The organism is Sulfitobacter sp., assembly GCF_036960155.1.
In the GTDB taxonomy this organism is placed as follows: domain Bacteria; phylum Pseudomonadota; class Alphaproteobacteria; order Rhodobacterales; family Rhodobacteraceae; genus Sulfitobacter.
Map to the genome: position 1 here is coordinate 35005 of NZ_JBALWB010000012.1, position 15486 is coordinate 50490.

A 15486-nucleotide genomic window follows, 5' to 3' on the forward strand; every position below is an offset into this window, starting at 1 on the left:
AATCACAATCCTTTTGACTAAATGCCCATTTTCCCAGCATCTGCGGAGACACTTGTGACAGACGCCACTGATAAAAAACCCAGCCGCATACAAATGCGAAACCGACGACTGATTCTCGATGCGGCATTGGATGTATTTTCCCGCGACGGCTATGGCGGGAGTACATTGGACGCTATCGCGAATGGTGCGGGTCTCAGCAAACCCAACTTGCTGTACTATTTTGACGGCAAAAAAGAAATCTACGTCACTTTGCTCAGTCAGCTTTTGGAGACGTGGCTTGATCCCTTGATCGAGCTTGATCCAGAAGGCGATCCCGTTGAAGAACTGCTCAGTTATGTGCGGCACAAGCTTGATATGGCTTTGGAAATGCCCGCAGAAAGCAAACTATTTGCTGGCGAGATGTTGCAAGGTGCTCCGCGTATGGCCGACCATTTGAACAACGAACTTAAGCCCCTGTTCGACCGTAAATGCCAAATCATTCAGGATTGGATAGATGCAGGACGGTTAGCGCCAGTAGACCCCCCACATCTGATTTTTTCGATCTGGTCCTCGACCCAGCACTATGCTGATTTCGGAGCGCAGGTGGCCGCTTTGCTAGACGCAAAAGACCCCGCCCAAGGTGCGCACGCACACCTAGAACAAATGTTTCGCCGATTACTACAACCTGCCCCCGTCTAGCGAAACGACTACATTTGCCCACGAAAAAGGCCGCTATCAATAGCGGCCTTTTTTAGAATTCCTTAGACGCCAGCGGCCCTATTACTTCACTCAGCGGCTGTAGCAGACGGATTGTTTGGATGCATTGTCCAGTTCGCATACACATCCTCAACCACCTTGCCAGTACGCGGGTCTGTTGTGCCCGCATCCATCTCAACCATAGTGATACAGTTTTCAACGGGACAAACTTCTACGCAAAGGTTACAGGCCACACATTCTTCATCGATGACGCTGAATGTCCGGTCCTCAGACATGGCAATCGCTTGATGTGAGGTATCCTCACACGCAGCAAAACAGCGCCCACAACTGATACAATCATCCTGATTGATGGATGCTTTGGCGATGTAGTTCAGGTTCAGGTACTGCCAGTCCGTCGTATTTGGTACGGCAGCACCCATGAAATCCTGAATAGAAGTGTGACCCTTTTCATCCATCCATTCGGACAAGCCGCTGATCATCTCCTCAACAATCTTAAAACCGTACGTCATAGCCGCTGTGCAAACCTGCACATTGCCACAGCCCATCGTGATATATTCCGCTGCATCTCGCCACGTTGTGACCCCGCCAATGCCACTAATCGGTAGGCCCGCTGTAGCAGGTGCACGCGCGATCTCACTCACCATGCTGAGCGCGATAGGTTTCACCGCTGGGCCACAATAGCCGCCGTGCGTCCCTTTGCCATCAATGCTTGGGTGTGGGCTCATGGTGTCCAGATCAACGGAAACGATCGAATTGATTGTATTGATCAGGCTCACCGCGTCAGCCCCACCACGTTTGGCGGCCTCGGCAGGTTTGCGCACATCCGTGATGTTCGGCGTCAATTTCACGATCACTGGCTTAGAGTAATACTGCTTGCACCAGCGCGTGACCATTTCGATGTATTCCGGCACCTGCCCAACAGCAGCGCCCATGCCACGCTCTGACATGCCATGCGGGCAGCCAAAGTTAAGCTCAATCCCGTCAGCGCCTGTGGCCTCAACCAAGGGCAGGATATCTTTCCACGCCTGTTCTTCACAGGGCACCATGAGGGATACGATGATCGCGCGATCAGGGTAATCTGCTTTCACCCGTGTGATTTCATCTAGGTTAGTTTGCAGATCACGATCAGTGATCAGTTCAATGTTATTGAGCCCCAGCACGCGACGATCAGCGCCGTGGATCACACCATAGCGCGGCCCGTTGACGTTCACGACAGGAGGACCTTCCATGCCAAGGGTTTTCCACACAACACCACCCCAACCCGCCTCAAACGCGCGGCGGACATTGTACTCTTTGTCCGTTGGTGGCGCAGACGCCAGCCAGAACGGATTCGGAGATTTGATGCCGAGAAAATCAGTTGTTAGATCAGCCATTTGTTGTCTCCTAAACGTCTACCAGCGTTTCAAATCCGCCGTAAATCAATCGCGCGCCGTCAAAGGGCAACGCACCCATTTCTGCAAGGCGCGGGTCGCGCATCGCATTTTCCACATTTGCATCGCAGGTCGCCTTGTCAGGCCATTCCTGCCAGCCAGTCACCACTGTCTCATCCTCTTTCGCAGCGACTGCCATTGGATAGGATGTTGTGGTTCCAGCGGGGACATCAGCGCCCCACAATTCGACCACACGCAGCGCGCCGTGGGATTTGAATATCTCTGCCGCTTTGGAACAATGCGCCAGATAGGCGTCTTTTTGTGCCGTTGGAACGGCAGCAACAAAAGTCATTACATACATAATTCTAGTCCTCCCTGCCAAACGCCATAGCACATTTCGGGGTCAAATTGGACATCAACCCACCAATGCAGCATGCATGTCCATCGCAGCATCGCGACCTTCAGCAACGGCAGTCACGGTCAAGTCGTCCCCGCCGGATGCACAATCGCCACCGGCCCAGATACCCTTCACCGAAGTCCGGCCATTTGCATCAACTTTGATCTTGCGACCTTCCAGTTCGGGCAGTCCTTCACCCTCAAGCGTCTGACCAATTGCTTTGAACACCTGATCTGCAACAAGGCGCAGCGTTTGGCCTGTTGGCGTCATGTCGGCGCCCACGTAATCAAACTCAATCTCGCGCACGGCACCGTTGCCGATCACCGCTTTGGGTGTGGCGTGCGTTACGATACGCACCCCTTTTGAGGCGGCTAAATCTTGTTCGAAAACACTTGCATTCATCCGGTCACGACCACGGCGATACACCAAGGTGACATTCAATGCGCCCAGCAGCTTAGACTGAACAGCAGCATCAATCGCCGTCATCCCTCCGCCAATCACAACAACATCACGGCCAATTGGCACCTGCGCCACATCCGATGCTTGGCGTAGTTCTGCAATGAAATCCACGGCGTCCAAAATACCGTCTTTGTCTTCGCCATCGACACCAAGCGCGTTCACACCACCAAGGCCCATGCCAAGGAACACAGCATCATATTCAGACTGTAGCGCATCCAAAGTCAGATCTGCGCCCAGCGCACGACCTGTTTCGATCTTGATGCCGCCAATTTTGAGCAGCCAATCAACTTCACCCTGAGCAAAATCATCAGGCGTTTTGTAGGTCGCGATCCCGTATTCATTCAGGCCACCTGCCTTGCTGCGCGCATCTAGCACAACAATGTCGTGACCCAGCATCGCAAGGCGGTGTGCCGCACTGAGGCCCGCAGGCCCTGCCCCAACAACCGCCACACGTTTGCCCGTACTGGCAGCGCGGGTAAATGGGTGAATGCCGCGTTCTTGCAACTGGTCGGTCGCAAAGCGTTGCAACTGACCAATCAAGACAGGTTTGCCTTCGGCTTCTTCACGCACACAAGCCTCTTCGCACAACTGCTCTGTCGGACAAACGCGGGCGCACATGCCACCCATGATGTTCTGGCTCAGGATCGTCTTTGCCGCAGCATCCGGAGTGCCCGTGGCGATCTGGCGAATAAACAACGGGATGTCGATATCCGTAGGGCAGGCCGTAATGCACGGTGCATCATGGCAAAAATAACAACGATCAGCGGCCACCAAGGCCTCATGTCCGTCAAGGGGTGCGTGTAAGTCCGAAAAATGCGCCTCGTAGGTTTGCGGGTCTAAACGACCTGCTTGCACACCGGGCTCAAATATTTTGTCTGCCATGGGTTGATCCTCTGCCTAGAGCAATACTTGGGCTAACGCTGGCACAGGTCTATTTTTTTATCAACTGGTAAAATTTATGAAACAATGCGCAAGCCGCCCAACATCAAGAATTCAGGTCGACCTGCTTAATTTTTTAGCAAGCCCTCAGTTGGCGGCCTCGATTTGCTCAACAAGTGTCAACACCTTTGGCCCCACAGCAGTGACAATCCGCGCGACACCTTCCGGGTTTGGGTGAATACCATCCGATTGAAACCATTGACGTAATGCTGAGAGGTCGCTTGGTGCAACACCTTCACCAAGGCCCGCAAAAAAGCTGTTCAGATAGACCGTTCCATAGGCCTTCGCCAAGTCCGGATACAGTTGATCAAACGTCGCTTTATACTCTGGTCCAAAGTTTCCAGGGGCCTGCATTCCGATTAACAATACTTCAACATTCGCGGCTTGCGCGGCCTGCAAAATTCCGTCGATGTTGCTTAAAACTTGGTCCGGCTCCAATCCACGCAGCAAATCATTACCACCCAGTGCAACAATCATGCCGTCTATTTCAGGCTCCAACGTCCATCCAACACGTGCGAAACCGCCTGCACTGGTGTCCCCCGAAACGCCTGCGTTAATCAGCCGTACATCAGCCCCGTGATCATGTAACCACGCCTCAAGCTGCGGCACAAACCCGTCTTCCTGCATCAGCCCGTACCCCTGTGTGAGGCTGTCACCCAGCGCCGCAATTACCACTTCATCTGCCTGTGCCAAACTACCGCACATCATAAGAATAATCGCCCAAACCTTGCGCATCCCGTCAATCCTTCCATATCCCATAATAACGCCACCAGAAGGGCACCTTATGAACGATCCAATATTCTCCCTTAAAGATGCAGCCTTACGCCTGAATGGCAATGCCGGACCTGTTGATATTTTACATGGCATCTCGCTTGAGGTCGCCGCCGGAGAAAGCATCGGGCTGATTGGCCCCTCAGGCTCGGGGAAATCCTCCCTGCTGATGATCATGGGTGGGCTAGAACAGGCCACGGGCGGCAGTATTCACGCTATGGGCAAAGACCTCACAGCAATGAATGAGGATGCGCTGGCCCTATTTCGGCGCGATCGCATGGGCATCGTGTTCCAGTCTTTCCATCTAATCCCGACAATGACCGCGCTGGAAAACGTCGCCACCCCGCTAGAGCTTGCAGGTCACAAAGACGCCTACAGTCGCGCCGCCGAAGCATTAGACATCGTGGGTCTAGGCCCACGCGCAGGTCACTATCCCGCGCAAATGTCAGGCGGAGAACAACAACGCGTCGCGCTTGCCCGCGCCACCGCGCCCCGCCCCGCAATTTTGCTGGCGGATGAGCCAACAGGCAACCTAGACAGCGCCAATGGCGAGGCAATTATGGATTTATTGTTTAACTTGCGCGACCAGCATGGATCGACGTTGGTTCTGGTCACGCACTCTGATGCGTTGGCCGCGCGCTGTGACCGTATCGTCACCCTGCGCGACGGTCGCGTCGCATGAGCCTGCGCCTTGCGGCCAAATTCGCCCGCCGTGAACTGCGCGGCGGATTGCGTGGCTTTCGCCTGTTCCTTGCCTGTCTTGCCCTTGGGGTCGCTGCGATTGCGGCTGTGGGCTCCGTGCGCGCAGGTATCCAAGCAGGACTGGCCCGCGAAGGGGCGGCTCTCCTTGGAGGTGACGCAGAACTAGAATTAACCTACCGATTTGCAAACGCTCAAGAAACGGCATGGATGCAGGCCCAGTCTACTGCTGTTTCAGAGGTCGCTGAATTCCGTTCTATGGCCACAACGACAGCGGATCGCGCCCTGACCCAAGTAAAAGCCGTCGACGACGCTTACCCTTTAATTGGTTCCATCACGTTATCGCCTGATATGACGCTGGATACCGCACTTGCAGTGCAGAACAATATCCCCGGCGCGGTGATGGAGCGGGCTTTAATCGACCGCCTTGATCTTAAGCTTGGTGATGTTTTTGCATTGGGCACTCAATCCTTCCGCCTTAGCGCCGAAATAACCCGCGAGCCGGATAATGCCGCTGGTGGGTTTGCGCTGGGGCCGCGTACACTTGTTGCCCGCAGCGGCCTTACTGCGTCCGGCCTGCTGGCGCCAGGCACATTATTTAACAGCAAATACCGCCTTACTCTGCCAGAGGGTGCAGATATTCCTGCGCTTGAAACTGAGGCAAAAGATACCTTTGCCAATAGCGGCATGCGCTGGCGGGATGCCCGAAATGGCGCGCCCGGTGTTGCGCAATTTGTGAACCGCCTCAGCGCGTTCCTCATTCTCGTGGGATTATCCGGCCTAGCAGTGGGTGGCGTGGGTGTTTCGGCTGCAGTGCGCAGCTATCTTTCGCGCAAAACCGAGGTCATCGCCATATTGCGCGCCCTAGGGGCTGATCGCGCGACGATCTTCCAAACCTATTTCATCCAAATCGGCATCCTTTCCCTCTTTGGTGTCGCTATTGGAGTGGCCCTTGGTGCCATTGCCCCCCTTCTCATCGCGCCCATCCTTGAGGACCGTTTACCGATCCCTGCCGCCTTTGGCGTATTCCCTGCACCTCTCTTTGAGGCCGCTCTTTACGGCCTTCTCACTGCATTCATCTTCACACTTTGGCCTCTTGCGCGAACGGATCGCGTAAAGGCTGCGACATTGTTCCGCGATGCGTGGGATGGTGCGAGCCGTCTGCCATCTTTACCCTTTTTCATAGCCACTGTGACTGCTGTTGCAGCCCTTGTGGGACTTGCAGGGTGGTTCAATGGCAGCTGGTGGCTGACACTTTGGACGCTGGGCGGCATTGCTGGCGCATTGGCATTACTGACCATTGCCGCGTTCATCATCCGCATTGCTGCGCGCACATTAAGCCACCGCCTGCGAGGACACCCCCGCTGGCGGTGGGCCATGGCGGCCATTGGCGGCACGGGCGAAGGCGCGGGTGCCGTGGTACTATCGCTTGGGCTTGGGCTATCGGTGCTTGCGGCAGTCGGGCAAATTGACGGCAACCTGCGACAGGTCATTGCGGGCAACCTGCCTGATGTCGCCCCCAGCTATTTCTTTGTCGATATCCAAAAAGATCAGATGGAGGGGTATTCCAAACGCCTGTCTGAGGACCCAGCCGTAAGCCGTGTTGATAGCGCGCCCATGCTGCGCGGTGTGGTTACGCAGATCAACGGCATTCCTGCGCGCGATGTCGCTGGGGATCACTGGGTCGTTAGAGGGGACCGCGGCGTGACATACGCAGCAACCCCAGGTGCCAAGACCAACATCACCCAAGGAAAATGGTGGGATGAGGACTATTCGGGTCCACCGCTCATTAGCTTTGCCGCCGAAGAAGCCGAAGAGATTGGACTAAAGCTAGGCGACACACTGACAATCAACGTCCTTGGGCGCGATATCACGGGTGAAATCGTCAACTTTCAGGAAGTTGATTTTTCAACGGCTGGTATTGGATTTATCCTGACAATGAACCCCAGTGCACTGCAGGGCGCGCCGCATACATTCATTTCAACGGTCTACGCCGAAGAACACGCCGAAGCCGCCATTCTGCGGGATCTCGCCACGGCCTACCCCAATATCACAGCCATTCGCGTGCGCGACGCAATTGATCGCGTTGCAGATGTCTTGGGCGGATTAGCCGCCGCCACGTCTTATGGCGCAACTGCAACATTGCTCACTGGTTTCTTGGTGCTGATCGGCGCAGCAGCAGCAGGCGCGGATGCACGCACCTATGAGGCTGCGATGCTCAAAACGCTCGGCGCATCCCGCCGCATGATCGCTGCCAGCTTTATCTTGCGCGCAGCGTTACTGGGCCTTGCAGCTGGTGCCGTGGCCCTGTTCGCAGGTATCTTGGGGGGATGGGCCGTCAGCACGTTTGTTATGGAAACAGATTACTCCGTGATCTGGCCCTCCGCACTGATGATCATTGCAGGCGGTATTATCGCAACCGTGCTAGCAGGATTGGGTTTTGCGCGCCGCGCTTTGCAGGCGCGTCCTGCCCGTGTGCTACGCTCACGGGAGTAAACACATACGGTTCCCCCTTTGCCTCTGCCGCGCAGGAGCGTAGAAATGAGTACAACAAGGAGCGCCATTATGTCAGACACCGCCACTTCATCCGTAGAAACCCTGCCCGCCACGCTGCGGCCTGCCATTTCGCCAGCCCAACGCAGCCAGATCATCAACATCGTACGCCGCGCTGCGCGTGCCGAAATTATGCCACGGTTCCGCCGCCTGTCAGATGGTGACATTCGCACAAAGTCCGGCGCCGATGACCTTGTCACCGACGCCGACACAAAAGCCGAGGCCATGATCGCCCGCGCGCTGCAAATCGCGTTTCCCTCTGCCCTTGTCATTGGCGAAGAGGCCGTCGCTGCTAAACCATCACTGCTGGATGGCATTGCAGACGCACAGCTGGCATTTCACATCGATCCGGTTGACGGCACATGGAACTTTGCCAATGGATTAGCGTTGTTTGGTGTGATTATTGCGGCAACAAGATATGGCAAACCAGTATTTGGCCTTATCTACGACCCCGTTGGCGATGACTGGGCTGTGGCCGACGAAGAAATGCTCCCGCAGCTTCAGCGCTCCTTTGGTGCGGCGCGTGACCTCAAGGTCGCTATGGGCAAACCTATTGAAGAGCTGTCAGGAATCATCCCACTAGGGTTATTCCCAAAAGACAAGCAAGCCGAACTCGCTGCAACATTTCCTGGATTTTCGCGGATCAGCACCCTGCGGTGTTCTGCGCATGAATACCGTATGTTGGCCCAGGGAAACTATGATTTCAGCCTGACAGGGTTACTCCACCCTTGGGATCACGCAGCAGGCGCACTTATCGCGCAGCGCGCGGGCGCGCACGTGGAAATGCTGGACGGCGGTGACTATTCCGCCGCCCGCCAAACAGGCCACCTATTGATCGCGCCCGACAAAGCAACGTGGAACAAGCTGAAAAAAGTGTTCAGCTTCCTTATTGCGGAGCCGAACACCGAAACGAAGTAATATTACCGCGTATATTTTTGGTACGCAGCTTCGCTCATGAATTCTTCCAACACATCCGGATCATCAATGCTCATCTTAAAGAGCCAGCCGCTGCCCTGAGGGTCTTCGGCGATGATTTCGGGCGCGTCGATCAAGCGCATATTGGCTTCGGTTACTTCGCCGTCTAACGGCGCAAGGATGTCAATCGCGTCATCCCCTGCTTCGACAACAACAACCGGATCATCGGCAGAAATGATGTCACCCTCTTCGGGTAACTCGATGTATTTCACATCGCCAATTTCAGCAGCACCATAACTGCTCAATCCTACTGTGATTTCGTCTTCGCCGTCTTCGACGCGCACCCACAAATGTTCTTCTGTAAATTTCATGCCACTGGCCCTCCGAGATTCTTTATTGCCAAAGCACGCAGGATTTATCAATCCACTGTGTGCATGGTTGCCCTGCATTAATACCAATGATTATGTGGCCCATGAACATTCAGAACAAAGGTCCATGATGCATCCCTGTTTTTTCGGCTACGGCAGCCTCGTTAATCGCGCAACACATCTTTACGCTGAAGCATCCCGCGCCCAGCTAGATGGATGGCGGCGCAAATGGGTCAACACAGAGGCGCGTGGGATATCATTCCTAACTGTGGTACCTGATCCAAGCAGCAGCATCGACGGGTTGATTGCCGAAGTTCCCAATGCCGATTGGATTGCATTGGATGAGCGTGAACATGGCTATGCTCGGATCACCTCGGGCGAGGCCATCCGCCACCCCCGCGATATCGCAACGCAGATATCACATTACGCGGTACCCAAAGAAACATGGGTACAAAGCACTGAAAATCATATCTTGATGAGCTATCTAGACGTCGTCGTCCAAGGGTACTTGCGCGAATTTGGCGCAAACGGTGTGGCAAATTTCTTTGCCACTACCGATGGGTGGGACACGCCAGTGTTGGATGATCGCACCGTGCCGCGATACCCACGTGACCAAACCCTTTCCGCGCAAGAATCGGCATTGGTTGATCAACACCTCGCCCTGCGCGGAACGCCTATTCTAGTAATCTAGGCGGGGGTTATCCCCGTGCTTTGATCACTTGCAACAGCTGAAGCACTGAGCCCATCTCTGGCCCGTGCGCCTGCCCTGTCAACGCTTTGCGCAATGGCATGAACAAACCTTTGCCCTTGCGGCCAGTTGCTTCTTTTACTGCAGCTGTCCAGCTGCCCCATGTATCGGCATCAAACGACCCTTCGGGCAGCAATGCCATGGCTTGGCTGATGAATTCGCGGTCTTCATCCTCGATGACGGGCTCCGCGCCTTCGCTAAACATGTCCCACCAGCCCTTAAGGTCATGGAGCGTTGTGATGTTTTTGCGGGTTACGTCCCAGAACAATTCGGCCTGATCATCCGGCACGCCCAGCGCGCGAATGTCATCCGCAACATCCGCCACTGGCAGCGTCTGCAAATATTTTGCTGTCAGTGGCTTAAGGTCTTCTGCATCAAATTTCGTTGGCGCCGAATTAAAGCGGGAAATATCGAAACCCTCGATCAAGGTTTCCATCTCGGTGCGCAGCTCTACCGGATCAGATGATCCCAAGCGCGACATCAAGCTCAGCAATGCCTGCGGTGCTATCCCCGCCTCGCGCAAGTCTTTAAGCGCAAGCGTGCCCAGACGTTTGGACAGTGCCTCACCCTGCGGACCAGTCAACAATGAGTGGTGCGCAAATGTCGGCACCTTGCCGCCCAGCGCCTGCATAATCTGGATTTGTGTCCCTGTGTTCGTCACGTGATCTGCTCCACGTACAACATTGGTCACGCCCATCTCTGTGTCATCAACAACAGAGGCCAGCGTGTACAAAATTTGCCCATCACCACGGATCAAAACAGGGTCGGAAACGGATGCACCATCAATGCTAACATCGCCCAGAATCCCGTCATCCCAAACGATGCGCTCATGCTTGAGCTTAAAGCGCCACACACCGCTGCCACGTTCCGTGCGCAATGCTATTTTGTCCTCATCGCTTAAGGCCAGTGCAGCACGGTCATAGACTGGCGGCTTGCCCATGTTCAGCTGTTTTTTTCGTTTCAGGTCCAACTCGGTGGGCGTCTCGAATGCCTCATAAAAGAGATCCATATCGCGAAGCTTCTGTGCAGCTTCTTGATACTTTTCCAACCGCAAAGATTGGCGCTCTACGCGGTCCCAGTGCAGCCCAAGCCAATCAAGATCACGTTTGATCCCATCGACATACTCTTCTTTTGAACGGTTCGGGTCGGTATCATCGATCCGAAGAATAAATTCACCACCCGCCTTGCGCGCGATCAGATAGTTCATCAACGCTGTGCGCAGATTTCCTACGTGGATCCAGCCGGTTGGCGACGGTGCGAAACGTGTAATGGTTTTATCAGACATGAAGGCCTCCTGTTGCCGCGCTTGCTGTCACAGCCAAGCCACTTTGTCCAGTTAGGCCACATCTCGCCTTCCACAGAATTAAGGCGTTCAGCCTGTCAGCAAGGTCAGATTATAGGCCGCCAACTTTCTTGAGGCGGCCTAATCCATACGCCAGATATTCCGTACGAAATGAGTGCCCTCCCTCAAACAAACAAAACTCAAGTATCGCGTTGTCCGGATTTGTCTGATCAGAACAATGCAATGCTTCGGTTGTGGTCTCTTTTACATCCCCAAACCGGCCATGCGCAGCATACATCGCCAATGCATCAGATACCTTACCTTGACGTGTTTCTCCGATTACGCGCCCATCCAGCGGCACGGTTGTGTCGCGATTCCCGTGCAAATGCACAATACTCGCAACAGGGGTGGCACACGACACCGGCGGCTGTAACCAATAAGTACCCGAAATCGGAACAAAACCCGCAAACGCGTCTGGACGCGCACATGCGAGGTTCCACACCATCATACCACCTGCGCTAAACCCGCTGGCAACCAGCCGTGTGGTATCGATCCCAAACTGCGATGATACATCTGCAATCACGGCTTCGAAATATTCAAGTTCGGATGCACCAGTACTGTTAAATGTACGGGGCCCTTTCGGCAAATCCCAAGAGCCATTCACACCCTGCGCCGCGATCAATGCCAGCCCTTGTGCATGAACCATCTTGCGCAAGCTGCCATTGCGCATGACCCCCGCTGCCGAACCGCGATACCCGTGCGCCCAGATAACTGCACCCACAGCACCCGTCTGCCCTTCCGGCATAGAAATGCGATAAACCCTGTCCCCGACGACGCAATCGGTATCCTCGCCGCACGCCTGCGCCATCGGCGCAATCATCATAGCAATTAATATTAGACAATACCGCATCACACCGCTCCTGTTTGGAACAACATGATGAGCCAGCACTCGGCAAGTGGCAAATCACCAGCTTGTGTTCTCACGTTGGCAAATCATGTGTTGCCCTCAGTGAGAAGCTTCACATGGTTGATAATCAGCTTGGATCACGCCAACGGTTTGCAATCGGATAACGACGATCAAGCCAGAACGCGCCTTTGGTCAGGCGGGGCCCGGGTGCAGATTGGAAGCGCTTGTACTCAGAGATATAGACCAGATGCTCGACTTTTTTGGCGACATCACGGTCAAATCCTGCTGCCACACAATCCGCAATTGAGCCATTATTATCTACAAGAATTTCAAGCATCGCATCAAGTTCGGGGTAATCAGGCAGGCTATCGCTGTCTTTCTGGTCATCGCGCAATTCAGCCGAAGGTGCTTTGGTGATGATGTTCTCAGGGATCACACGACCCTCAGGGCCCATCATCCAGTCGGCGTGGTTTTCATTGCGCCAGCGACAGGTCTCAAACACCCGCATTTTATACAGGTCTTTGATTGGATTATAACCACCTGACATATCGCCATAGATCGTCGCATAGCCCACCGCGACTTCGGACTTATTGCCCGTCGTCATTAGCATTTCTCCGAACTTGTTCGAAAGAGCCATCAACAACAAACCGCGCAGGCGGCTCTGGATGTTTTCCTCAGTCAAACCTTCGTCAGTTCCTTCAAACAAAGGTGCAAGCGTTTGCGTAATCGCATCGCGCCCTGTTTTGATCGGCACATAGTCATAGCGCGCACCCAGCGCTTTTGCGCAAGTTTCAGCGTCTTCCAACGATGCCGCTGAAGTGTACTCAGACGGGAGCATCACACAGCGCACGTTTTCTGCGCCCAGCGCATCCACTGCGATTGTGGCAACCAATGCCGAATCGATGCCGCCAGACATGCCCAACAGAACCTTTTTAAAGCCAGTCTTGCGCATATAGTCGCGCAGGCCTTGAACCATAACGCGGTAATCTTGCGCGTAAGGATCGGCATGTATCGCCTTCTCGCCCTCTAGAATGCGCCAGCCCTCTGGCCCTCGCTCTAGATCGATGTGCTGTGTCACTGCGTCAAAGGCAGGCATTTGAAACGCCAGTTTGCCGCCGGGATTGAGGCCAAAGCTGGCCCCGTCAAACACCTGATCATCCTGACCACCCACCATATTGAGATAGATCAGCGGCAGATCGGTTTCAATGACGCGGCTCACCATGTGGCTCAGGCGGGTGTCAAATTTACCGCGGTAATAAGGCGACCCATTCGGCACGAGAAGGAATTCGGCACCTGTCTCGGCGAGCGTCTCAGCAACGTCTTCATGCCACGCGTCTTCGCAGATCGGGCTTCCGACACGGGTATTTCCAACCGAATAAGGCCCGCCAAGTGGCCCACTGTCAAAAATACGGACTTCATCAAATACGGTCTCATTGGGCAGGTGGTGTTTGAGAATACGCGATGCAATCTTACCTCCCTTGAGAATCAGGTAGGCGTTAAACAGTTCGGCACCTTCAGCCCACGGTGCGCCGATGGCCAATGCTGGCCCGTCGGCACAATCTGCCGCTAGCGCTTCTATGTGGGTCATCACATCCAGTTGGAATGCGTGTTTGCTGACCAAATCCTGCGCATTATACCCCGCGATAAACATTTCGGGCAGCGCAACCAGATCAGCACCGGCATCGCGGCCCTCCACCCATGCAGCACGCGCTTGTGCAGCGTTACCTGCCAGATCACCAACCGTCGGGTTTAGTTGGCCCAATGTGATGCGAAACCGCTCTGCCATGATCTTACCTCTTATTTCTACCGCCTGATGTATCAGATCACACGCCTAGGGAAAGCCCACATTGGCCGACATGCCAAAAGGTCGTTGCCCCTTTGTGCCTGCGCCCTTAGTCTGATGCAGATACAATGGGCCAGAACGCCCGCCATAGCTGACGGGACCGCCATGACCTTTCGTACTTTGCTCCTTGCCGCCGCGCTGACCCCTTTGATGTTCGCGCCCGCGATTGCACAAAACACTCAAGTGTTGAGCAAGCAATATGACGACGGTGGCGTCTATGAGGGTACGTTTAAGGACGGGCTTCAACATGGCAGCGGCACGTATATCTTGCCCAACGGATATCAATACACGGGCCAATGGGTTGAGGGCGAAATCAGAGGTACGGGCGTTGCCCAGTTTCCCAATGGCTCTGTCTATGAGGGCGATTTCGCCAAAGGAAAACCCGAAGGCATCGGCAAAATCACCATGTCAGACGGCGGAACCTATGAAGGCGAATGGCAGGGCGGCACAATCGTTGGCCAAGGCGTCGCGATCCACGCCACGGGCGAGCGGTTTGAAGGCGGATTTCGCAACGGAAAACGCCACGGAAAAGGCGTGCTCGCGACCCCCAGCGGCTATGAGTACAAAGGCGATTGGGTGGATGGACAGGCCACAGGGCAGGCTGTCATTAAAGATGCCGAAGGGGCTATCTATGAAGGCACCGTCGTAAATGGCGCGCGGGCTGGCGAAGGTAAACTCACTCATCCCGAAGGCTTCACGCTTGAGGGGACTTGGGCCAATGGTCAGCTTAATGGCAAAGGCAAGATCAGTCAGGCCAATGGCGACATCTATGAGGGCGATCTGGTTGAAGGCCGCCGCGAAGGTATGGGAAAATCGGTAACCGCAGCAGGGGATACCTATGTAGGCGCGTACCTTAATGACCAGCGCAATGGCACGGGAACGTTTACAGGCTCTGACAGCTACAAATACGAAGGTAACTGGGTCGAGGGCCGCGCCGAAGGGGCTGGCACTGTCACGTACCCTGACGGCTCGGTTCAGGCCGGAACATTCAAGGACAACCTCGCAGACGGCGCCGGAAAAATCACCTATCCGGATGGCTCAACCTATGACGGCGAATGGGTTGCAGGTGTGATTGATGGCCAAGGCCGTGCGACCTATCCAAACGGAATGATCTATGAGGGCGCGTTTGTGAACGCTCGCAATGAAGGCCAAGGCACGCTCACTTATGGTGACGGTCGCACGTATGTTGGCCAATGGCAGGGAGGTCTGCGCCACGGCGCTGGAACAGCGACCTATCCTGATGGGACTGTTTATGAGGGTGCCTTTTTGAATGGCCGCCGCCATGGCACTGGCACGATCACAATGGCCAGCGGATTTATCTATGAGGGCGAATGGGCTGGTGGCGAGATAGAAGGCACTGGCACCGCAACCTATGCAAACGGTGATGTTTATATCGGCCTGTTCAAAGGCGGAACACGGCAAGGCGCTGGCACTATGCGCTATGCGACAGGCGAAGAAGCATCAGGCGATTGGGACAATGGCACCTTAGAAGAACCTGCGCTGGCACCCGATACTGGCGCCAGCGACGGATAACCTTAA

The 15486-nt window shown here is 54.9% G+C and carries 14 protein-coding genes; 6 read left to right on the forward strand and 8 right to left on the reverse strand.

Translation table 11 applies throughout. The features are described from left to right. The first annotated feature begins 21 nt into the window (after nt 1-21). On the forward strand, nt 22-678 hold the full coding sequence (locus V7775_RS19585; RefSeq protein ID WP_335753609.1) for a TetR family transcriptional regulator C-terminal domain-containing protein: 657 nt from the start codon (nt 22-24) through the stop codon (nt 676-678). Between the two features lie 86 nt (nt 679-764). Here the strand turns inward: V7775_RS19585 and preA are convergent, their stop codons facing one another. The 4 genes from preA to V7775_RS19605 all read right to left on the reverse strand — a co-directional run bounded on the left by preA (nt 765) and on the right by V7775_RS19605 (nt 4596). Next, nucleotides 765-2069 carry an NAD-dependent dihydropyrimidine dehydrogenase subunit PreA gene (gene preA / locus V7775_RS19590; protein ID WP_335753610.1) on the reverse strand — a complete coding sequence of 435 codons (1305 nt, stop codon included), beginning with the start codon at nt 2067-2069 and terminating at the stop codon, nt 765-767. 10 nt (nt 2070-2079) lie between these two features. Continuing rightward, the gene (locus V7775_RS19595; RefSeq protein WP_335753611.1) at nt 2080-2427 is read right to left on the reverse strand and encodes a DUF1428 domain-containing protein; all 348 of its coding nucleotides are present in this window, start codon (nt 2425-2427) and stop codon (nt 2080-2082) included. A gap of 54 nt (nt 2428-2481) precedes the next feature. After that, nucleotides 2482-3804: an NAD(P)-dependent oxidoreductase gene (locus V7775_RS19600; protein ID WP_335753612.1), complete on the reverse strand. Its 1323-nt coding sequence runs from the start codon at nt 3802-3804 to the stop codon at nt 2482-2484. Between the two features lie 144 nt (nt 3805-3948). Further along, nucleotides 3949-4596, reverse strand: a complete 648-nt coding sequence (locus tag V7775_RS19605) for an arylesterase (RefSeq protein WP_335753613.1) — start codon at nt 4594-4596, stop codon at nt 3949-3951. A gap of 49 nt (nt 4597-4645) precedes the next feature. Here V7775_RS19605 and V7775_RS19610 point away from each other — a divergent pair, with 49 nt between their 5' ends. The 3 genes from V7775_RS19610 to V7775_RS19620 all read left to right on the forward strand — a co-directional run bounded on the left by V7775_RS19610 (nt 4646) and on the right by V7775_RS19620 (nt 8802). Then, nucleotides 4646-5314, forward strand: a complete 669-nt coding sequence (locus V7775_RS19610; protein WP_335753614.1) for an ABC transporter ATP-binding protein — start codon at nt 4646-4648, stop codon at nt 5312-5314. After that, complete coding sequence (locus tag V7775_RS19615; RefSeq protein ID WP_335753615.1) at nt 5311-7827, forward strand: ABC transporter permease; 2517 nt, start codon at nt 5311-5313, stop codon at nt 7825-7827. The genes V7775_RS19610 and V7775_RS19615 overlap by 4 nt, the downstream gene beginning before the upstream one ends. A gap of 69 nt (nt 7828-7896) precedes the next feature. After that, nucleotides 7897-8802 carry an inositol monophosphatase family protein gene (locus tag V7775_RS19620; RefSeq protein ID WP_335753616.1) on the forward strand — a complete coding sequence of 302 codons (906 nt, stop codon included), beginning with the start codon at nt 7897-7899 and terminating at the stop codon, nt 8800-8802. Nucleotides 8803-8804: 2 nt separating this feature from the next. On the opposite strand, the gene V7775_RS19625 is transcribed toward V7775_RS19620, so the two are convergent. Further along, nucleotides 8805-9170: a glycine cleavage system protein H gene (locus V7775_RS19625; RefSeq protein WP_335753617.1), complete on the reverse strand. Its 366-nt coding sequence runs from the start codon at nt 9168-9170 to the stop codon at nt 8805-8807. A gap of 124 nt (nt 9171-9294) precedes the next feature. Between V7775_RS19625 and V7775_RS19630 the strand changes: the two genes are divergently transcribed. Beyond that, complete coding sequence (locus tag V7775_RS19630) at nt 9295-9858, forward strand: gamma-glutamylcyclotransferase family protein (protein WP_335753618.1); 564 nt, start codon at nt 9295-9297, stop codon at nt 9856-9858. A 7-nt stretch (nt 9859-9865) separates the two neighbouring features. Here the strand turns inward: V7775_RS19630 and gltX are convergent, their stop codons facing one another. The 3 genes from gltX to V7775_RS19645 form a co-directional block, all read right to left on the reverse strand. Further along, the gene (gltX, locus tag V7775_RS19635) at nt 9866-11200 is read right to left on the reverse strand and encodes a glutamate--tRNA ligase (RefSeq protein ID WP_335753619.1); all 1335 of its coding nucleotides are present in this window, start codon (nt 11198-11200) and stop codon (nt 9866-9868) included. Between the two features lie 109 nt (nt 11201-11309). Then, on the reverse strand, nt 11310-12107 hold the full coding sequence (locus V7775_RS19640; RefSeq protein ID WP_335753620.1) for an alpha/beta hydrolase family esterase: 798 nt from the start codon (nt 12105-12107) through the stop codon (nt 11310-11312). 124 nt (nt 12108-12231) lie between these two features. Further along, nucleotides 12232-13890 (reverse strand): NAD+ synthase, encoded by a 1659-nt coding sequence (locus V7775_RS19645; protein WP_335753621.1) that lies wholly within the window; start codon nt 13888-13890, stop codon nt 12232-12234. A gap of 162 nt (nt 13891-14052) precedes the next feature. Here V7775_RS19645 and V7775_RS19650 point away from each other — a divergent pair, with 162 nt between their 5' ends. After that, complete coding sequence (locus tag V7775_RS19650; RefSeq protein ID WP_335753622.1) at nt 14053-15480, forward strand: MORN repeat-containing protein; 1428 nt, start codon at nt 14053-14055, stop codon at nt 15478-15480. Nucleotides 15481-15486: the final 6 nt, after the last annotated feature.